We start from the raw sequence: 19,755 nt of genomic DNA on the forward strand, positions 1-19,755 counted from the left end.
CCGGCCACCGCTACGGCGACGAACGCCAGCCGCCTGGTCAACTGAGTGCCGGCTCGCTGTACAGCACGTCGACCAGCCGGTCGCCGTCATACACCAGCGACGTCACCGAGCCGACCGCGCATTCGCGCCGACGCGGGTCGTGCCAGAGCCGTTTGCCGGTCAGCGACAACCGGCCCGTCCACACCGGCAGCTGGTGGCTGACGCACACCGCTTCGTGGCCGGCGGCCCGCGCGCGGGCCTTGTCTATCGCGGTCGTCATGCGGGCCGCGATCTGCTTGTAGGGCTCACCCCACGACGGGATGAACGGGTTGCGCAGCTGCCACCAGAACCGGGGGTCGCGCCAGGCACCGTCGCCGGGTCCCAGCCGCTTGCCCTCGAAGAAGTTGGCCGACTCGATCAGGTCGGGGTCGGTGTCGACGGTCAGGTTGTGACGGGCGGCGATCGGTGCGGCGGTTTCCTGCGCACGCTGCAGCGGGGATGCGATCACCGCGACGATGTCGCGGTCGGCCAGCGCATCAGCCACCGCCTGAGCCTGCCGAATTCCCTTGTCGGACAAGCGGAATCCGGGCAGCCGTCCGTAGAGCACACCATCGGGGTTGTACACCTCGCCGTGGCGGATCAAGTGCACCCGGGTCTGCTCGGCCATCAGGGCCTGCTCTCGTTGGCTGCGGCAGTCGCGGCCTTGTGGGCCGCAACAGGCAAAGCGTCGGCGATACGGGCGAACGCGGCGTCGTCGAGCGCCGCCGAGACGAACCACGCTTCGAAGGGGCTGCAGGGCGGATAGACGCCTCCGTCCAACAGCGCGTGGAAAAAGGGTGCGAAACGCCACGTCTCGCTGGCGCGCGCCGACGCGAAATCGGTGACCGGCGTATCGCCGAAGAACACGCTGAGCATGTTGCTCGCCCGCGGGATCTGGTGTGGCACACCGGCTTCGGTGAGCGCCAGGGACAGCAGGCCGGCGAGCCGGTCGGCATTGGCATCGAGTCTCTTGTACACCGCATCGTCGGCGGCGCGCAGGGTGGCCAACCCGGCGGCGACCGCCACGGGGTTCCCGGACAACGTCCCGGCCTGGTACACCGGTCCCAGCGGCGCGAGGCGCTGCATCACCTCGGCGCGGCCGCCAAATGCCGCGGCCGGCAGTCCGCCACTCATCACCTTGCCGAAAGTGAACAGGTCGGCGTCGACCGGATCGATTCCGTACCAACCGCTTCGGTTGACCCTGAATCCGGTCATCACTTCGTCGACGATCAGCAGCGCGCCGTGTTCGGCGGTGATCGTCTTCAGCGCGGCGTTGTAGCCCGTTGCGGGCGGGACGACGCCCATGTTGCCGGGGCTGGCTTCGGTGATGACGGCTGCGATCTGGTCGCCGAAACGCTCAAACGTCTGCTGGACGGCGTCAATGTCGTTGTAGGGCAGCACAATCGTGTCGGCAGCGGTAGCTCCGGTGACTCCCGGTGACGACGGTAGACCCAGCGTCGCGACCCCGGATCCGGCCTCGGCAAGCAGCGCGTCGACGTGGCCGTGGTAGCAGCCGGAGAACTTGACGAGCTTGGCGCGACCGGTGAATCCGCGGGCCAGTCGCACCGCGCTCATAGTGGCCTCGGTGCCGGAGTTGACCAGTCGGACCAGGTCCACCGGTGACACTCGGTCGATGATCTCGGCGGCCAGTTCGCTTTCGGCCGGTGTCGGCGCCCCGAATGACAGCCCGGTGGCGGCGGCCTTGGTGACGGCATCCACCACCGAAGGGTGCGCGTGGCCCAGGATCATCGGCCCCCACGAGCAGACCAGGTCGACGTAGCGGTTGCCGTCGGCGTCGGTGAGCCAGTAGCCGTCGGCCGCGGTGATGAAGCGTGGCGTGCCGCCGACCGCGTTGAAGGCCCGCACCGGCGAGTTCACCCCGCCGGGGATGACCGCGCAGGCGTCGTCGAACAGCTTCGCCGAGGCGTCGATATACACGTCCCCCAGTGTCCCAGCCACTGGGAGTGGTCCGACTACAGGGTGTAGTTGTCCAGCTGGATACCGCTGGAACGAGTCAGGCACGCACGCCGCCATTCCTCACCTTCGATGGCGGCGGCCTTTGGCGTCGATCGCCACCTGCTCGTATACGCGGCGGTAGAAGTCGGCGACGATGAGCCGGGCCATGCGGGAGCACCACTCGACGACTGATCGGTCGTCGCTGGCCGCGGATCCTGCGAGCACGACCGACTGCAGCACTTTGAGCTCAGCGCCGTCGAGCAGGGCCAAAGGTGGGCGGGATTCGGTACCGATGCCGTCGACGCGAACGCCGGTCGTCACAGATATCAGCCGGACACGCAGCGCCTCGGACACGGAGGCGGCCCATCGCGACAGACCTGGATATCGCGACTGCGACAGCTGCGTACATACGCCCAGCAAGGTGGAGGTGGCTTCTTGGGGCAGATCGTCGACAGCGGGATAGGTCATCGTCATCCTCCTTGTGCTTGGGAGGCATTCGATGCCGACCTGGCCTTGGTTGGGTCGAAACAAGCCCGGCGTCAGAACAACGACGTGACGACGTCGCCGAAACTCATCCCTGCTTCGCCGGCCGCCTGTGCGCCGATCCCGGTACCGAGGTTCTGCAACGCGTCGACGATGTCGTTGAGCACCGCCTCGGGGAACTGCAATATTGCCGCGTCAACGCTGTGTATCCCGGCCTGAACCGCGGTCTCCAGCGTTGCCGGATCGCCGCCGAGGGCGGCCTCGAAAATGTTCCACCCCGCGGTTTGCGGCGCAATGATGAGGTCACGCAACTCCATGACCAGCTTCGTCAGCAATCCGGGATCCGCCGGTACGGGTTGGCCGTCCCAGCTGACCAGCGTCCAGCCGTCGGTCGGATTGCCCTCGATTTCGACGACGCCGCCGCCGGGTAGCAACGCATTCCCATCCCCGCTCGGGTTGAGAAATTGTTCGACGGTTCCGGTCAAGAGGATCGGGATATCGGGGTTTTTGACGTTCAGCGCCACCCAGGAAGCGACGTCAGCCTCGTTGTTGAAGGCAACATCGGTGATCTGGCCGTCCGCACTGACGACCGGGTTAGCCATCGCCGCGTTGTACATCGCATCGACGGCGTCGGTGAACTTTGCGTCGGACACGATCCCGTTGACGTCACTGGAACCGGGGATAGGCACCGAAACCAATCCGAACGTCGTCCACAGAAACGGGGTCACTTGGTACAGGTAACCGCCGAAGCTGTCGAGCGGGTCGCCTGCGTAAATGCCGCTGTCGATCTCGTTGAGCCCGGGCAAGATCTGCACGCTATCGCTCAGATGCTCGAGCGCGGCAAACGGCGCCGCCGTGTCGATATCCCTGATGGACTGCCCGGAGAAAATCCCGGCCACGTGCTGACCCAGCTCGTTGAACAGTTGGTTTCCCACGTCCTGGGCCTGCTGCTGGCCGAGATCGCTGAGCGGAGGTCCCGGATAGTCCGGGGACGGGGTGACGACTTCGTTGAACGGGGGCATTCGTTGTCCGTGCCGGATGATGTCGATGACGATATCTTGGGCCTCGCCGCTGGTCAGCTTGACGCGGGCCACGTGGACTGTGGGCAGGGCAGCGGCGGTCGGGGTGATGACAACGACGCCGGCACCGATGAGCGCGACGCTTGCGATGACGTGGAGGCGATAACCGAGTCGCATGTCGACCTATGACTCAGAACAATGTCGCGAGAAGGTCGCTGAGCGCCGTGCCGGATTGTGCGCCGGCCTCCGTCGCGACGACGTTGGTCAATGCGTCGGCGATGGAATTGAAGACCGATTCGGGGAAGTGGGCCAGCGCCGAGTCGACTTGCTCGAATCCGGTCTGAACTGCGTTCATTATCGTCGTCGAATCGCCGCCGAGAATGGCCTCCCAAATGTTCCATTCCGCGGCTTGGGTGGGCAGAGCCACGTCGCGCACGTCGACGAACAGGCTTGACAGCAAATCGGGGTCCTGCGGGATGGCTTGCCCGTCCCAGCTGACCAGCGTCCAGCCGTCGGTGGGGTTGCCCTCGATTTGGACGACACCGGTGTTGGGCAGCAAGACGGTCGACAGCCCGTTGGGGACGGTGTGGGCCTCGATGATGCGGTTGATGAAAAAGGGCAGATCGGGGTTTTTGACGTTGTCTAGGGCCCAGACGAAGATCGACGCTTCGCTGTTGAACGCCACACCAGTGATCTGGTCGTTGTCGCTGACAACCGGATTGGCGAGCAGAGCGTTGTACATCGTGTCGATGGCGCCGGTGAACCTCGCGTCGAACACCACACCGTTGACATCGGACGAGCCTGGGGCCTGCTCCAACGCCAATCCGAACGGAGCTCCCAGCGACCAGGCGCCCGCGGTCAGAAATGCAAGCTGGCCGCCAGGGCTCTCAATCGGATCGAGGGCGTAAATGCCACTGTCGATCTCGTCGAGCCCCGGCAGTATCGGCACGTTGCCGCTCATGTTCTCGAGCGCGGCGAACGGTGCCGCAGTTTCCATCTCCCTGAGCCCCTGCCCCTCGAAGATTCCGGCGACGTGCGGACCCAACTGGTCGAACAGTTTCGACGCGAGGTCCTGCGCCTGCTGCTGACCGAGATCGCTCAGCGGAGCCCCCGGAAACGCCGGAGAGGGGGTGAGCTCGTCTTCGAACGGCGAAATCATCTGGGCGTGCCGCACGACGTCGATGATGACGTCCGTTGCGTCGCCAGAGGTGAGCTGGATGTCTGACACGTAGACGTGGGGAAGCGGCGCGGTCGTCGGGGTGACGGCGATGACGCCGGCGCCGACGACGGCAATGCCTGCTGTGATGTACGGGCGATACCGAAGCCGCATGCTGGCACCCACCTTAAAATAACCTGAAAGTTTCGTTACATTAGGCTTAATAGTCTGTGCTCCAACCCTCGGGAACAAGGGCATCTCGCACCAAAATCAATTTGTGATAGTGCATAGTGCACCGACGCCTGTACGCTGCACCGGTGGGCTGGGAACTGCCGTCGAAACGGGTCTGCGAGCTGATGCAACAGGGCGCCAAGATCGTCCTTGACGCTCCCGAGGAGCCTCCACTCGAAGAGCTGAACAAGGCGACGCTGACCCCGGAGTACATGCAGACCGTCGCTGGCGATCCGGTGCTCGCCGAGGCGGTGCGCCGCAGCAATCGGTCAAATCGGCTGCATTGGGCAGCCGCCAACATCAGTCACCCCGGCGAGCCGGTGCAGCCCAATCTCGGCCCCGAGTCGCTGACCATCGCTCGCTACCTGATTCGTCGAGGGCTGGACGAGTCGACGGCCGTGGATGCGTATCGGATCGGACAAAATGTGGCCTGGCGTGCGTGGATGCAGGTCGCGTTCGCACTGACATCCGACCAAGACGAACTACATGAGCTGCTCGACGTCTCGGCGCGTTCGATCGCATCTTTCATCGACGAGACGGTCGCCGGGATCTACCGCCAGCTACAGGTAGAACGCGAGGCGCTGACCCGCGGGACGCACGCCGAACACCGCGAGATCGTCGCGCTCATCCTCGACGGGGCGCCGATCACCCGGCAACACGCCGAGAACCGACTCGGCTACCGCCTCGGGCAGGACCACACCGCCGCCGTCATCTGGGGCGACGAGTCGAACACCAAGCTTTCCGATCTAGACCGCGCCGTCGAGGCGATGGCGCGCAATGCCGAAGGACGCCGGCCATTGTCGGTGCTGGCCGGCGCGGCCACCCGATGGGTGTGGTTACCCGGCGCCGATGGTCCGGACCTGGCCGCTGTCGCCGGCGCGGTGAGCCAATTGGCCGGCGTGCGAATCGCGCTCGGGCCCACCGCAGCTGGAATCGAGGGATTCCGGCGCAGCCATTTCGATGCAATCACCACTCAGCGCATGGTGGTGCGGATGGGCTCGACCCAGCGGGTCGTCAGCTTCACCGACGTCGAGCTCATCGCGTTGATCACCGCCGATCCTGAGCGGGCGGACCGGTTCATCAAACACACACTGGGTGATTTCGAGTCGGCAGACGCCGAACTCCAGCAGAGTGTCCTCACCTTCGTCCATGAGCAATGCAACGCCTCGCAGGCAGCCGCGCGGTTGTTCACACATCGAAACACTTTGTTGCGCAGGCTCGGTCGTGCCGACGAGTTGCTACCACAACCACTGAAAGACAACAGTGTGCACGTCGCTGTGGCATTGGGAGCGTTACGGTGGCGCGGCGCCACCAGTCCGCCGTTGTCAGGGTGAATGGCTGTTGGAGGCGCGTCGCGCTATAGCGGGTGCTGTCGCGTCGGAAAACAGCCCCGTTCAACCCACCATAACCGCCGTTCACCGCCGCGATCCTCTCGCGGGCTGGTGCCGATGGCCATCTCGATCCGATTGAAGGCCTTGATGGTGAACCACGGGGGTTGAGCTAGGGGGCGCTTTAAGAGTTGGATGGCGGTATGCAACTACCGCAACGTCTCGCTCGGTTCAACCGGCACGTGACCAACCCCATTCAGCGGATGTGGGCCGGCTGGGCCCCGTCGTTCGCCATTCTCGAGCACGTCGGACGGCGCTCCGGCAAGCCCTACCGCACCCCGTTGAACGCGTTCAACGCCGAGGTTGACGGAAAGCCCGGCGTGGCGATCCTGCTGAGCTACGGCCCCGACCGCGACTGGCTGAAGAACCTCAATGCCGCCGGTGGCGGGCGGATGCGACGCCATGGCAAAACTTTCGGTGTCAGCAACCCGCAGACCGTCACCAAGGAGCAGGCGGCGCCGCACGTCACCGGTGCGGGACGGCGAGTCTTTCCAAGGATCCCGTTCGAGCAGGCAGTTCTGCTGACCAAAACCGATTAATCAGCCCGGGTCGCAACGCGTTTGGTCACGAAGTACAGCGCGACCACGACGGCCCAGGACAGCAGGCTGAGCCAGAACTGGACGCGGGCCGAGTCGTCGAAAGCCATCTGCACGAGCACGCCGACGATGCCGGCCACGGTCAGGATCGACAGTGCCGGGAAGAACCACATCTTGACCCGCAACTTTTCCGGTGGCGTCTTGCGTCGTAACACGATCTGCGACAACGCAATCAACAGGTAGACGAACAGCACGATGGCGCCGGACGAGTTGAGCAGGAACAGAAACACCGTGCCCGGCGCCACCGCGGCCATGATGACGCACAGAAAGCCGACTACCGAGGAGCACACGATCGCGAGGGCGGGCACCCCGCGTCGGCTGATCTTGAGCATCCGGGCCGGCGCCTCGTGTTGAGCAGCGAGCACGAACAGCACCCGGGATGCGCTGTACAGCCCGGAGTTCAAGCAGGACAGCACCGCGGTGAGCACGACGGCGTTCATCAGATGATCGGCGCCCGGAATTCCGATCTGCATCAACGCGGCCACGAACGGCGACGAGCCGGCCTGCAGGGAGTTCCACGGCAGTATCACCGTCAGCAGAAAGACCGATCCCACAAAGAAAACCGCGATGCGGGCGGCCACCGCGTTGGTCGCCCGCTGCACAGCGCGCTGCGGATCGGCTGTTTCGGCGGCGGCGATGGTCGCGACCTCGGCTCCGACCATCGAAAAGATCACCACCACGACCGCGGCGAAGGCCCCATGCACCCCATTGGGAAAGAACCCGCCATGAGCGTGCAGATTGGAAAAGTCCGCATGCCGATGCGGCCAGCACCCGAACGCGTACATCGTGCCGAGCAACAGGAAGAGCACGATGGTCGCGACTTTGACTCCGGCGAACCAGAATTCGAATTCGCCATAGGACGAGACCGACAGCAAATTCGTGGCGGTCATCAATACCATCAAGATCAGCGACAACAGCCACAGCGGAGCGTGGAACCAGTAGGTGATGACTTTCGCGCCGGCCACCGCCTCGAAGCCGACGACGATCACCCAGTAGTACCAATACAGCCAGCCCACCGAGAAACCTGCCCAGCCACCCAGAGCTTGCCGGGCGTATTCGGCGAACGAGCCGGTCGATGGGTTGGCGGTGGCCATCTCGCCGAGCATCCGCATCACCAAGATGATCAGCACACCGCAGATCGCATAGGTCAAAAAGGCTGCGGGACCGGCCTTCCCGATGACGACGCCCGACCCGACGAAAAACCCCGCGCCGATAATCCCGCCGATGGCGATCATCATCAGCTGTCGTTGCGACAAGCCCTGGCGCAAATGCGGTGTGGCGCTCGTCTCGTCGGTCTGCACCATTACGGGACGCTAACACCCGTCTGCGCGGTCCCGCTCGATTCAGACCGGCACGGCGCGCAGTACCGCAGGCAGGCTGGGCAGGAAGTGCGCGGTGGCAAATTCCCGAATGTCCTCGGCGTCGACCAGTGTCTGGCGAGCCGGAAACAACAGCAGCATCGCCGCGTATCGCAGGATGACCTCGGCCAGCTCGTCGACTGCGTCCGCGCCGATCTGCTCGGCGAAGCCGCCGGGAAAGATCACCCGCAGCGCTGCCGCCATCCGCTCGACCGCGGCATCCCAGTGCTGGCGGGCCAATTCGAGCATCAGGCCGGGCTCCTCGGCGAGCATCCGGGTCAGCACCCGGTGTTGCCGGAACCGCATGATCGACAGCGTGAACGCCTCGACGTAGTAATTCGACTGTGGCCTACGGCTTTTCAGTTCTTCGGCGATGTCAGCGAAAAGCACCGCGTTTTCGCGGTCGATGACGGCGGCAACCAGCTCGTCGCGGCCGGCGAAGCGCCGGTAGATGGTGGTTCGGCTCACTCCGGCGCGACGGGCCACGTCGTCGAGCGCGACCCGCCGCAAGCCGTGCTGCTGGAACTCGACGACGGCGGCGTCGAGGATCGCTTGGGTGGCCGGGTCGACGGGGTCAGCGGCGGGCATAGCCTGCACTGGCAAATCCGTTGTAGCGCAGTCGCATCGGCAGACGCTCCCAGAGCCAGTTCACCGGCCGCGACCGCCACGCCGCGGCGAACCGCTGGTAGCGGCGCTCCTGGCGGTCACTCCAGGGCAGACCGAGCAGCGTGCGGGCCCGCGGCGGCAGGCCGCCGGTGGTCAGGAACGCCGCGGCCGGGTTGAACACCGGCGCGAGCACCCGCCACACCGGCTGCGGCACACCCTTGGGGCATGGGAATCCTTTAGTCACATATCCCACACCGTATTTCGCGGTGGGGTGCGCGATCATGACGCGGTCGAGCATGTGGTCCCAGTACCGCTCGAACTCCTGATAGTCGGCCGGCATCGGCCGTTCGCTGACGCCGTAGCGGCGATACCAGGTCTTCGACTCGAGGTAGATCTGCTGCCTTTCCGCGTCGGTGAGACGTTTGACGAAGGTGTCGGCGAAGTAGAGCACCTGTTCGACGAAGGTGGCGTGCGCCCAGTAGTAGGTGTCGGGATCCAGCGCGTGATACCGCTCACCGCTGGGCATCTCGCCCTTGATCTGGTGGTGGAAGTCACGCACCTGCTGGCCGGTGTTGTCCTCGTCGGACCCGTAGACGGTCTTGAAGATCGGCGGCAGCGAGCGCTTGATCCGCGCCGAGGTGTCACTGAAGAACACCGAATGGTCCAACACGCCCTGTCCCAGCTCGGCGAGCATGTTTTGCAGGACGGCGGGCCGCGGCCCGATCAGGAACATTCTGTTGTCGCCGAAGTAGCGCCACACCAACGACTGCGGCCCCAACGGCAGCGCGTCAGTCGTCGTTTCGACTCCGGACGGCGCAGACGGCTCGCTCAGCTCAGTCATTGGGACAGTGTTACATATTTCGATCTTTGTACCAAGTCGAGCGAAAGACGTTGGCAAAATGTGATCTGCACGTTGCCGACGGATACGGCGTGCCGTGGTGGACGCCGCTGATCAGGAGGGCAACATATCGGTCGTGCCTGAGCTTTCCCGCCGTGCTGCGCTGCGGCTGGGCGCTAGTGCGGTTATGGGGGCGGCGGGAATCTGGTCCTTCGACGCCCTGGTCGATCCCACGCAGGTGCCGGCCGACCCCAGCCCTTTCGACCCCGCAGCACCGCCGACGCCACCCGTCGCAGCGCCACTGCCGACCAAGGTTTCCGGCTCGTTCATCTCGGCGGCCCGCGGCGGTGTACAGACGAACTACATCATCGCCAGGCCGCCAGGCCAGACCGGGCCGCTGGGCGCGGTGATCGCGTTGCACGGCGTGCGCGGCAACGCCAAACAGGTGATGAGCCTGGGCGTCGAACAAGTGCTGGCCGATCTGGTCAAGGCCGGACGCCCGCCGTTCGCGGTGGTAGCTGTCGACGGCGGCGACAGCTACTGGCACCGCCGGGCCGGCGGCGAAGACGCGGGCTCGATGGTGCTCAACGAGCTGATACCGATGCTGCCGGCGATGGGTCTGGACACGTCGCGGATCGGCTTGATCGGCTGGTCGATGGGCGCCTACGGCGCGCTGCTACTGGGCGCCCGGCTGGGTCCCGCGCGCACCGCCGGGATCTGCGCGGTCAGCCCGGCGCTGTACCAGTCCTACACCGCCAGCACGCTCGGGGCGTTCGACAGCTACGACGACTGGACCCACAACACCGTATTCGGGCTGCCGGCACTGTCGTCGATTCCGCTACGGATCGACTGCGGCAATGACGACCGGTTCGCCCCGGCCACTTACCAATTCATCGCCCAACTACACACGCCGCCCGCGGGTGGATTCTCGCCCGGTGGACACGACGAGGCGTACTGGCGTCAGCAGCTGCCCGGCGAGCTGGCCTGGCTGTGATCCTGACCTAGTTGATTGTCAAAGTGCCTGAGCCGCAAGCTATTTGTCACTACGAGTAGCGACGAGCAGGCCATTGCTGCGCCGGCGATCATCGGGTTGAGCAGACCCATCGCCGCCAGCGGGATGGCCGCGGCGTTGTAGGCGAATGCCCAGAACAGGTTCATCCGGATCGTGCGCAGGGTGCGCGCCGACAGCCGAAGCGCGGTCGCCACGGTGTGCACGTCGGTGCGCATCAGCGTCAGGTCGCCTGCGTCGATCGCGGAGTCCGCGCCGCTGCCCATCGCCATGCCGATGTCGGCGACGGCCAGCGCCACCGAGTCGTTGACGCCGTCGCCGACCATGGCCACCGTCCGACCCTGCGCCTGCAAACGCTGGACGGCGTCAGCCTTTTCGGTGGGCAGCACACCGGCGATCACGTCGGCCGGTGCGATGCCCACCGCCTCGGCGACCCGCTGGGCCACCGCGGCGCTGTCGCCGGTGAGCAGCATCGGGGTGATGCCCATCGCCTTCAGCTCGGCGATTGCCTCGGCGCTGCCGGGCTTGACCCGGTCGGCCAGCGTGACGACTCCACGCACCTGCCCGCCCCACGTAACCTGGACCGCCGTCTGATGGGCCGTCGGGACCAGCAGGTCAACGCCGGCAAGCGATTCCGCGCGCGACACCACCACCTCGACGCCGTCGACCACACCGAGCACTCCGGTGCCCGGATCGCTGACGAACAGGTCGGGGCCGGTGCGGGGCGCCAGGCCGCGGGCGTGGGCGGCGGCCACGATCGCCGCCGCTACCGGGTGCTCGGATGCCGACTCGACCGCCGCCGCGCGGGCCAGCACGACGTCGGCGTCCTCGCCGGGCCGCGGCTGCACGTCGTGTACCGCCATCGCGCCGGTCGTCACGGTTCCGGTCTTGTCGAACACCACGGTGTCGACACCGTCGACGGTCTCCAGTAGCCGCGGATCCTTGATCAGGATGCCCAGCTGCGCGCCGCGCCCGGTGCCGACCAGGATCGCGGTCGGGGTGGCCAGCCCGAGCGCGCACGGGCAGGCGATGATCAGCACCGCGACGGCCGCGGTGAACGCCGACGCGGCCGGCTGCCCGGTCAGCAGCCAGCAGGCCATCGTCGCCGCGGCGATCACCAGCACCGCCGGAACGACGATCGCCGAGACGCGGTCGGCCATCCGCTGCACGGGCGCCTTGTTGTTCTGCGCGTCGCTGACCAGCTTGGCCATCCGGACCAGCTGCGTGTCGGCGCCGACCCGGGCCGCGCGCACGAGCACCCGGCCGTAGGTGTTCAGTGAGCCGCCGACCACGGTGTCGCCGGCGGCCACGTCTACCGGTATCGGCTCACCGGTGATCGCCGAAGTGTCCAATGCTGTTGTGCCATCGATGATTACGCCGTCAGTGGCGACGCGCTCACCCGGTCGCACCACGACGACGTCGCCAATCTCTAGTTCCCCGATCGGCACCGGTACCTCGTCGCCGTCGCGTAACACCACGGCGTTCTTGGCTCCCAGACTCAGCAGCGACCGCAGGGCCGCCCCGGCTGCGCGCTTGGCCCGCGCCTCGGCATACCGGCCGGCCAGTTGGAACACCGTGACCGCTGCCGCGACCTCGAAGTAGACCGGGCCGGTGCTGCGGAACACCGCCGCCGTCGACCACAGATAGGCGGCCAGCGTTCCCAGTGACGCCAGGGTGTCCATCGTCGAGGTGCCATGCCGGGCGCCGGTCAGCGCCGCGCGGTGAAACGGATAGCCACCCCACGCCACGATCGGCGTCGTCAACGCCAGCGCCAGCCACTGCCACCCGGCGAACTGCCAGCCCATCACCATCGACACCGCCACGACCGGAATCGCCAGCAGCGTCGAGCCGATGAGCCGCGGGCGCAACCGATCCGGTGACTCGTCGTCGCTGCGACCGAAAGGATCGGGGGCCACCGACGCCCGGTAGCCCGTCGACTCCACCGCTGCGATCAAATCGCCGGCCGACACCGCCGACTCGTGTTGAACATGGGCTCGCTCGAGTGCGAAGTTCACCGCGGCGCGCACACCGTCGAGTCGGTTCAACGCGCCCTCGACGCGGGCAGCGCACGACGCGCAGCTCATGCCGCGCAGATCGAGATCGGTGGTGGTCATGCCGTCGCGGGTCGGCCGGCCCGCCGCAGGCGGGCGACACCGACCACCACCAGCATTCCAGCGGCAGTCGCCAGCAGCAGGGTCAGCAGCAAAAGCGAGGGGTTGAAGACCACCGCGGTGGTCACTGGCTGGCCCTTGGCGACGGGCGCGACGGTGACCGTGGAACGCACAGCCGACCAGCTGAAGGCGCAGCCCACGGCGGCAGCACAGGCCAGGGCCAGCTCGACGAAAGCGCGTAAACGGGCCATCACCAGGCTGAACTGTCGTCGTCGTCCGGCGGTGGCTCGTAGGGTCCGACGCGCTCCTCGACCAGTGGGGTAAGCAGGTTGCGCAGATGTCGATGCCGGCGCGCCCACGCCTGGGCGGTGCGGCCGCCGGTCAGCCGCAACCCGATGCCGACCCGGCCTTTGGGCACTCCGACCAGCTCACCGAGTGCACGGGCGGATTGCCAGCGTTCCAGTTCTTTTTTTGATGCGTACGGATGATCGGGTTCCGGATAGACCTTGACGATCTCGGACACCCGGATGGTTTCGGTACCCTGGCGCAGCGCCTGCGCGGTCAGTTCGACCGAGGTGTGGATGCGGGCCGCTTTGACTTGCAGCGCAATGAAACTGGTCAGCACCACCAGGAAGAACACCGGAACCGAGATCTGCCAGCCGTTTCCGTTGGACCTTTCGATCCACAGCATGATTGCGGCGGACACCGGGCCGGCCAGCACCCAGTACCAGGTGGCACCGACCTCGCGAAAGAGCGGTGCTGCATCGGTATCCGTGCGGGCAGTCACGTCAACCATCATCCCTGCTGCGGGAGCGGACAAAGCACCTGGGGTCACTCCCGTCCGGCGCGCTCACCTGGTGAAGTAGTTGTGCGCGTCGCGGCGGTGCAACAAGAACATTCCTCCGGCGATCAGTACCGATCCGGTGATTCCGGCGACCCCGCACGCGACCGCATACACCGGTGGCCAGGTCACCGTGAACAGCCGGATTGCGACGTAGACGACGGTGGCGATGGCTCCGCCGGTCAAAACGGTTCGGGCCCAGCGGTAACCGGCCCGCATCAGGATCAGGAATGTCACGACGATGGCGCACAGCACCAGGGTGAACAGCCCCGAAGCAATGTAGACCGGCGTGGCTCCGCGACCGTTCGAGGAGCCGACCATGTCGGCGACGTAGCCGACCACCATCAGCGGCGTCGCCACCAGCCACAACCAAAAGCCGGTGTCGACGTCGATCGGCCGGGTCGGTGGCCCGGGTTCAACCGGACCGGTCACGACAACCAGTTCGCCGCGCCGGCGGCCCAGTAGGTCAGCACGATGTCGGCGCCGGCGCGCCGGATGCTGGTCAACGACTCGAGTGCGGCGGCGCGCTCGTCGATCCAGCCGTTGGCTGCGGCCGCGGCGATCATCGCGTACTCCCCCGACACCTGGTAGGCGGCGACGGGCACCGGCGAAATCTGCGCGGCGGCAGACACCACGTCCAGGTAACCCATGGCGGGTTTGACCATCACGATGTCGGCGCCCTCCTCGAGATCCAGCCGCACTTCGCGCAATGCCTCGCGGGCGTTGCCGGGATCCTGCTGGTAGGTGCGCCGGTCGCCGGACAGGCTGGAGCTCACCGCTTCGCGGAACGGGCCGTAGAATGCCGACGCGAACTTGGCGGCGTAGGCGAGGATGACGACGTCGGGGTGGCCGGCGGCGTCCAGGCCGTCCCGGATCGCCGCGACCTGGCCGTCCATCATGCCGCTCGGGCCGACCACGTGAGCACCCGAATCTGCCTGTGCGACAGCAAGTTCCACATAACGGCTCAGCGTGGCGTCGTTGTCGACCCGGCCGCGCTCGTCCAGCACGCCGCAGTGGCCGTGGTCGGTGAATTCGTCCAGGCAGGTGTCGGCCATCAGCACCGTCGCGTCGCCGAGATCCTTGCTCAGATCGCGCAGCGCCACGTTGAGGATGCCATCGGGATCCGAGCCCGCCGACCCGGCCGCGTCCTTGTCCTCGGCGCGGGGCACGCCGAAGAGCATCAACCCGCCCACCCCGGCAGTCACCGCATCGGCCGCGGCGGCGCGCAACGAGTCGCGGGTGTGTTGCACCACGCCCGGCATCGAGGTGATCGGCGCCGGCTCGTCGATGCCGTCGGCGACGAACATCGGCAACACCAGATGCCTTGGCTCCAGCGACGTTTGGGCCACCAACCGGCGCAGCGCCGGAGTCGACCGGAGTCGACGCGGCCGCTGCCGGGGGTAGCTCATTAGCTACCGCCTGCGGCTCTTCTTACGTGGCGGCGGCAGCGCACCCTCGGCGCGCAGCCGGGCGGCATGCTCGGCCAGCGCCTCGATCAGCGGACCCACCGCGGCGGTTTCGGGTTGCACGTCGACCCGCAAACCGAATTCGGCTGCGGTCTCAGCGGTTTTCGGCCCGATGCAGGCAACGATGGTGCGCGCGTGCGGCTTGCCGGCGATGCCGACGAGGTTGCGCACCGTCGAACTCGAGGTGAAGCACACCGCGTCGAAACCACCGGTCTTGATCATCTCGCGGGTGGCCGCCGGCGGCGGGGCAGCCCGCACCGTGCGGTAGGCGGTGACGTCTTCGATCTCCCAGCCACGGTCGCGCAGACCCTCGGCCAGCGTCTCGGTGGCGATGTCTGCCCGCGGCAGCAGCACCCGGTTCACCGGGTCGAAAATGCTGTCGTAGTCCGGGAATTCGTCGAGCAGACCCAGCGACGACTGCTCACCGGAGGGCACCAGCTCGGGGCTGATCCCGAACGCGCGAACCCGGTCCGCGGTCGATTCGCCGACGCAGGCGATCTTCACCCCGGAGAACGCCCGGGCGTCCAGACCGAACTCGCCGAACTTCTCCCACACCGCGCGCACCGCGTTGGTGGAGGTGAACACCACCCACTGGTAGCGGCCGTCGACCAGACCCTTGACCGCGCGCTCCATCTGCGCCGGGCTACGCGGCGGCTCGACGGCGATGGTCGGCACCTCGATCGGCAGCGCGCCGTGCGCGGTCAGCCGCTCGCTCATCTCGCCGGCCTGATCCTTGGTTCGCGGCACCAGCACGGTCCACCCGTACAGGGCCCGGCTCTCCCACCAGTTCAGCTTGGCCCGGTTGGCCACCGTCTTGCCGATCGTGACGACCACCGGCGACGGCGCGGTGCTGTCGGAGCCCAGCAGCAGATTCGAATCGGTCAGCCCGCCCAGCGTGGACTCCACGGAACGCTGCGCGCACGTGGTCCCGCAGGACGTCACCACGCATGGCGTGGTGTCGGCCAGGCCATACTCGATCAGCGTGCGGGCCGCGTCGGCCACGTGCGAGGACGTGGCCTGCAGGATCAGCGGGCCGGGACCGGCGGCCAACGCGCCCCAGTCCACGTCCCCGCGCACGTCGGCAACGGTGTGCGACGAGCCCAGCGGCAGCCCGGCGTAGGTCGGCACCGCGTCGCTGGCCGCCAGGCCAGGCACGATCTCGAAGTGCAGGTGGCTGCGGGCCACGGCGTTCACCTCAGTGATCACCGAGTCCACCGACAGCGGGTCACCGGACACCAGCCGCACTACGTCAGCCCCGGTACGGGCCTCGGTGACCAGGGTTTTGGCCACCTCAGCCGGATCGCCCAAAGCCGGCCGGATGTCGGGTCCCACCGACACCACCACGGTGGGTTGTTCGTCGGTGCCAATCCCCGTTGCGCCCTCAATGGCTCCGTTGTCCGACGGCTCGGCCGGTGCGGGCCCGGAGACCGGCGGCAAATCCTTGCCGATCAACGCCAGCACCGCCTCGGGCACGTCGGGGTCAATGAACACCAGGGGGGCATTCGCCAGTACCGAAGCGGCCCGCGTCGTCAGCAGAGCCGGGTCACCGGGACCCGAGCCCACGAACATGATGCGGCCGGGCCTCGGCTTACGCCCTCGCGTCGTCATCGTCGCTCCTACTCGTTCCGCGCGCGGGATTACTACCGCGCACTCGACATGAGTTCCCGTGCGCCCAAATCGAACAGCTCGGCGGCCACCGAGAGCCCGAGCTCCCGTGCCCGTTCCGGACTGCCGATACCGGACGCGCGGATCACGTCGGATCCGTCCAGCGCCGCCACACAGCTGCGCAGCGACAGCTCCTCGAAGACGCGGCCGTCTTCGTCGATGGACTCGACCACCTCAGCGATGGCCCCCACCGGCGCGGAACAGCCCGCCTCCAGTTCGGCGAGCAGGGCACGCTCGGCGGTGACGGCCGCGCGGGTGTCGGCGTCGTCCAGCTCTGCCAGCAGTTGTGCCAGCCGAGAATCCCCGGCACGGCACTCCACCGCGAGCGCCCCTTGAGCCGGCGCCGGCAACATCTGCACCGGCTCCAGCGTCTCGGTGACGTCGTCGAGACGTCCCAGTCGGGTCAGACCCGCCCGGGCAACCACGATCGCGTCCAGATCACCACTGCTAACCCTGTTCAACCTGGTGTCTAGGTTGCCTCGTAGGGGGCGGATTTCCAAACCGAGACCCAATGCTCTAAGCTGCGCGGCCCGCCGGGGCGATGAAGTGCCCACGATTGCGCCGGTCGGCAGCTCTCCCAGCACCAATCCATCGCGGGCCACCAGCGCATCGCGGGCGTCTTCCCGCGGCGGGATGGCGGCGATCACGAACCGCGGATCGTCGGCCGTCGGCAAGTCTTTGTATGAATGCACCGCCATGTCGACCCGGCCGTCGTCGATGGCTTCGCGCAATGCGGCGGTGAAAACGCCGACACCGATGTCGGCGATCGGCTCGGACGACTGGTCGCCCTCGGTGCTGATGATCACCAGTTCGGCGGGATGACCGTTAGCCAGCAGGGCATCTCGGATGCCGCCGGCTTGGGTGGTGGCCAGCAAGCTGCCGCGGGTACCGATCCGGATTACCTCGGTCAAGCTATTCTGTGGAATCTGTTGGTAGAGAGGGTAATTCGCCCGCGGTAGCGACGGCGTCGACGGCGGTCTGGTCGAGCTCGAACAGCTCGCGCAGCGCCTCGGCGTAGCTGTCGCCGCCGGGAGCGCTGGCCAGTTGCTTGATCCGCACCGTGGGCGCGTGCAGCAGCTTGTCAACCACTCGGCGCACGGTGCGAGCGACCTCGTCACGGTGGGTGGTTTCGAGTCCGGGCAGGCGGTGGTCCAGGCGCAGCAATTCGGCCTCGACGACGTCGGCGGCGCGCTGGCGCAGCGCGGTCACGGTCGGGGTGACCTCGGCCATTCGCTGCCCGGCCAGGTAGGTGGCGACTTCGGCAGCGACGAGGTGGCGGGCCGCTTCAGCATCGGCCGCCGCGGCTCGCGCCGACGGTTCCCGCTGCACACGGTCCATGTCGACCACCCAGACACCCGGCAGCCCGGACACGGCCGGGTCGACGTCGCGCGGCATGCCCAAATCGCAGATCACCAGCGGCTGATCCGTCTCGCGACTGGCAGCGGCCAGGGCGTTGTGCACGTCAGCCAGCGAGACCACTGGGCGCACCGCCCCGGTGCAGCTGATCACGACATCGGCGTCGGCCAGCGCGGTGGCCAGGTTTTCCAGGCTCAATGCCTCAGCGGCGGCATCGGATTCGCGGATTTTGCGGGCCAGCCGCTGCGCGCGGGGCAGCGACCGGTTCACGATGTAGACATGCCGGATCCCGGCCCGGGTCAGGTGGGCCGCCGACAGCGCGCCCATCGCTCCGGCGCCGACAACGACGGCGGTCTTGCCCTGCAGGCCACCGACTTTGGTGTCGGCCATGCCGAGTGCGACGGAAACCACCGATGCGCCCGCGGCGTCAATGCCGGTTTCGGAGTGCACGCGCTTGCCGACCGCCAGCGCACGCTGGGCCAGCTCATGCAGCACCCGGCCGACGGTGCGGTTGGCCTCGGCAGCGGCGTAGGCGCGACGGACCTGGCCGAGCACCTGCTGCTCGCCGACCACCGCCGAATCCAGGCCGCTGGCCACGGCGAATAAATGCTCGACTGCGGCCTCGCTGTAGCGGACGTAGGCGTATTTGGTCAGGTCGGGCACTGACATCCCGGACTGCTCGGCGAGCACCTGGCCGATGGCCGACAGGCCGCCGTGGAAGGCGTCGACGACCGCGTAGACCTCGACGCGGTTGCAGGTAGACAGCACCATGGCCTCGGTCACCAGCGGCGACTGCATGATCCGGTCGACGATCTTGACTTGCTCGGATTCGTCAGTGCTGAGCTGCTCCAGAACGGAGACCGGCGCGCTGCGGTGCGACACACCGAAAAGCAGGACGCTCACGGCTGAATCACCTGGCCTGCTCCCTTGCTAACACCGGTGAATTGACTGATGTCCACCGTAGACGGTTACCTGGTGGGCCACCAAATTTCCGCCGCGGTCACCTGCGGCTGGCAAGATCTTTGCGTAGCCGTGGCTCGTCGACCTCCCAGTAGCTGTGCTCGCGGCCGTCGAGCAACACCACCGGTAGCCGGTCGCCGAATTCTGCTCTCAGGGTGGTGTCGCCTTGTTGCGCGGCTTGGTCGACATCGGTGGTCGACAGGTCGAAGTCGAGTTCTTCGGCGAGCTGCTTGAGGTGTGCGTGGACGCCGTCGCAGATCGTGCAGCCGGCGCGGGTGAGCAGGTCGATCTGTGGGCGGGCCATGGGTCCAGTGTGCCGGTTGGGGCATCGGGAAAGGCAGCCGCGATGATCGCCGTCGCCGGGGTTTCGGTGTGGCGCGGCGCAAGCCGTTGAACTGCGACAACAAATCCGCCGCGATGCTCAGCAGCCAGAAGCTGAATACCGGAATCGTTGATCAGCGATAACATCGCCCTATGTCGGAAAATCCGCCAAGCGGGCCTTCGCACGGCCGCGGTGCTAGTGGGTTTCCATCCACGTCGGGCGAGTTTCCTGGCGCGCAGGGCGGACCGCCGCCATGGCCGCCTGCGCCGCCGCGCGAACCCTCGCGCTGGCCGACATTCCTTGCGCTGGCGATTGCGCTGATTGCTACCGGTTTGGCGGTAGTGGGCTGGTTTCGACCTACGCCGCCGCCCCCAGC

At 67.0% G+C, this 19,755-nt stretch carries 19 protein-coding genes and 1 pseudogene; 3 read left to right on the forward strand and 17 right to left on the reverse strand.

Annotation, left to right across the window (positions count from 1 at the left end; translation table 11 throughout):
* Positions 1 to 37 precede the first annotated feature (37 nt).
* From VGG53_RS21130 to VGG53_RS21150, 5 genes are all read right to left on the reverse strand, one after another.
* Positions 38 to 646, reverse strand: coding sequence for a histidine phosphatase family protein (locus VGG53_RS21130; RefSeq protein ID WP_331520056.1), 609 nt, complete (start codon positions 644 to 646; stop codon positions 38 to 40).
* A complete protein-coding gene (gene hemL / locus VGG53_RS21135) occupies positions 646 to 1,956 on the reverse strand; it encodes a glutamate-1-semialdehyde 2,1-aminomutase (RefSeq protein ID WP_331520057.1) in 1,311 nt (436 codons plus the stop codon). Before hemL ends, VGG53_RS21130 begins: the two co-directional genes overlap by 1 nt.
* A gap of 99 nt (positions 1,957 to 2,055) precedes the next feature.
* The gene (locus VGG53_RS21140; protein WP_331520058.1) at positions 2,056 to 2,442 is read right to left on the reverse strand and encodes a hypothetical protein; all 387 of its coding nucleotides are present in this window, start codon (positions 2,440 to 2,442) and stop codon (positions 2,056 to 2,058) included.
* Positions 2,443 to 2,513: 71 nt separating this feature from the next.
* Positions 2,514 to 3,653: a phosphoglycerate mutase family protein gene (locus tag VGG53_RS21145; RefSeq protein ID WP_331520060.1), complete on the reverse strand. Its 1,140-nt coding sequence runs from the start codon at positions 3,651 to 3,653 to the stop codon at positions 2,514 to 2,516.
* 13 nt (positions 3,654 to 3,666) lie between these two features.
* The gene (locus VGG53_RS21150; protein WP_331520062.1) at positions 3,667 to 4,806 is read right to left on the reverse strand and encodes a histidine phosphatase family protein; all 1,140 of its coding nucleotides are present in this window, start codon (positions 4,804 to 4,806) and stop codon (positions 3,667 to 3,669) included.
* 143 nt (positions 4,807 to 4,949) lie between these two features.
* Here VGG53_RS21150 and VGG53_RS21155 point away from each other — a divergent pair, with 143 nt between their 5' ends.
* Positions 4,950 to 6,197, forward strand: a complete 1,248-nt coding sequence (locus tag VGG53_RS21155; protein WP_331520063.1) for a PucR family transcriptional regulator — start codon at positions 4,950 to 4,952, stop codon at positions 6,195 to 6,197.
* 197 nt (positions 6,198 to 6,394) lie between these two features.
* Positions 6,395 to 6,790 carry a nitroreductase family deazaflavin-dependent oxidoreductase gene (locus tag VGG53_RS21160; RefSeq protein WP_331520064.1) on the forward strand — a complete coding sequence of 132 codons (396 nt, stop codon included), beginning with the start codon at positions 6,395 to 6,397 and terminating at the stop codon, positions 6,788 to 6,790.
* Here the strand turns inward: VGG53_RS21160 and VGG53_RS21165 are convergent.
* The 3 genes from VGG53_RS21165 to VGG53_RS21175 are packed head-to-tail and all read right to left on the reverse strand — an operon-like array spanning position 6,787 to position 9,652.
* Entirely contained in the window at positions 6,787 to 8,151 is a 1,365-nt protein-coding gene (locus VGG53_RS21165) for an amino acid permease (protein ID WP_331520065.1), read from the reverse strand. The genes VGG53_RS21160 and VGG53_RS21165 overlap by 4 nt on opposite strands.
* 39 nt (positions 8,152 to 8,190) lie before the next feature.
* Positions 8,191 to 8,793 carry a helix-turn-helix domain-containing protein gene (locus VGG53_RS21170; RefSeq protein WP_331520078.1) on the reverse strand — a complete coding sequence of 201 codons (603 nt, stop codon included), beginning with the start codon at positions 8,791 to 8,793 and terminating at the stop codon, positions 8,191 to 8,193.
* Positions 8,780 to 9,652 carry an oxygenase MpaB family protein gene (locus VGG53_RS21175; RefSeq protein WP_331520066.1) on the reverse strand — a complete coding sequence of 291 codons (873 nt, stop codon included), beginning with the start codon at positions 9,650 to 9,652 and terminating at the stop codon, positions 8,780 to 8,782. The genes VGG53_RS21170 and VGG53_RS21175 overlap by 14 nt, the downstream gene beginning before the upstream one ends.
* Before the next feature lie 184 nt (positions 9,653 to 9,836).
* Here VGG53_RS21175 and VGG53_RS21180 point away from each other — a divergent pair, with 184 nt between their 5' ends.
* Positions 9,837 to 10,643 (forward strand): alpha/beta hydrolase, encoded by an 807-nt coding sequence (locus VGG53_RS21180; protein WP_414689024.1) that lies wholly within the window; start codon positions 9,837 to 9,839, stop codon positions 10,641 to 10,643.
* On the opposite strand, the gene VGG53_RS21185 is transcribed toward VGG53_RS21180, so the two are convergent.
* From VGG53_RS21185 to VGG53_RS21225, 9 genes and pseudogenes are all read right to left on the reverse strand, one after another.
* On the reverse strand, positions 10,610 to 12,772 hold the full coding sequence (locus VGG53_RS21185) for a cation-translocating P-type ATPase (protein WP_331520067.1): 2,163 nt from the start codon (positions 12,770 to 12,772) through the stop codon (positions 10,610 to 10,612). The two genes, VGG53_RS21180 and VGG53_RS21185, sit on opposite strands and share 34 nt — an antisense overlap.
* Positions 12,769 to 13,023: a hypothetical protein gene (locus VGG53_RS21190; RefSeq protein ID WP_331520068.1), complete on the reverse strand. Its 255-nt coding sequence runs from the start codon at positions 13,021 to 13,023 to the stop codon at positions 12,769 to 12,771. Before VGG53_RS21190 ends, VGG53_RS21185 begins: the two co-directional genes overlap by 4 nt.
* Positions 13,020 to 13,565, reverse strand: coding sequence for a DUF3093 domain-containing protein (locus VGG53_RS21195; RefSeq protein WP_414689022.1), 546 nt, complete (start codon positions 13,563 to 13,565; stop codon positions 13,020 to 13,022). The genes VGG53_RS21190 and VGG53_RS21195 overlap by 4 nt, the downstream gene beginning before the upstream one ends.
* A 54-nt stretch (positions 13,566 to 13,619) precedes the next feature.
* On the reverse strand, positions 13,620 to 14,042 hold the full coding sequence (locus VGG53_RS21200) for a hypothetical protein (protein ID WP_331520070.1): 423 nt from the start codon (positions 14,040 to 14,042) through the stop codon (positions 13,620 to 13,622).
* Complete coding sequence (gene hemB, locus VGG53_RS21205) at positions 14,039 to 15,019, reverse strand: porphobilinogen synthase (RefSeq protein ID WP_331520071.1); 981 nt, start codon at positions 15,017 to 15,019, stop codon at positions 14,039 to 14,041. Before hemB ends, VGG53_RS21200 begins: the two co-directional genes overlap by 4 nt.
* Before the next feature lie 3 nt (positions 15,020 to 15,022).
* Positions 15,023 to 16,684 (reverse strand): bifunctional uroporphyrinogen-III C-methyltransferase/uroporphyrinogen-III synthase, encoded by a 1,662-nt coding sequence (locus VGG53_RS21210; protein ID WP_331520072.1) that lies wholly within the window; start codon positions 16,682 to 16,684, stop codon positions 15,023 to 15,025.
* Positions 16,665 to 17,652: pseudogene (gene hemC / locus VGG53_RS21215) on the reverse strand (hydroxymethylbilane synthase). The gene VGG53_RS21210 and the pseudogene hemC overlap by 20 nt, the downstream one beginning before the upstream one ends.
* A gap of 1 nt (position 17,653) precedes the next feature.
* On the reverse strand, positions 17,654 to 19,000 hold the full coding sequence (locus VGG53_RS21220; protein WP_331520074.1) for a glutamyl-tRNA reductase: 1,347 nt from the start codon (positions 18,998 to 19,000) through the stop codon (positions 17,654 to 17,656).
* 97 nt (positions 19,001 to 19,097) lie between these two features.
* Positions 19,098 to 19,361 (reverse strand): glutaredoxin family protein, encoded by a 264-nt coding sequence (locus VGG53_RS21225; RefSeq protein WP_331520075.1) that lies wholly within the window; start codon positions 19,359 to 19,361, stop codon positions 19,098 to 19,100.
* Between the last annotated feature and the right edge of the window lie 394 nt (positions 19,362 to 19,755).

The sequence above is a fragment of the Mycobacterium sp. genome (genome assembly GCF_036490025.1).
Taxonomy (GTDB): domain Bacteria; phylum Actinomycetota; class Actinomycetes; order Mycobacteriales; family Mycobacteriaceae; genus Mycobacterium.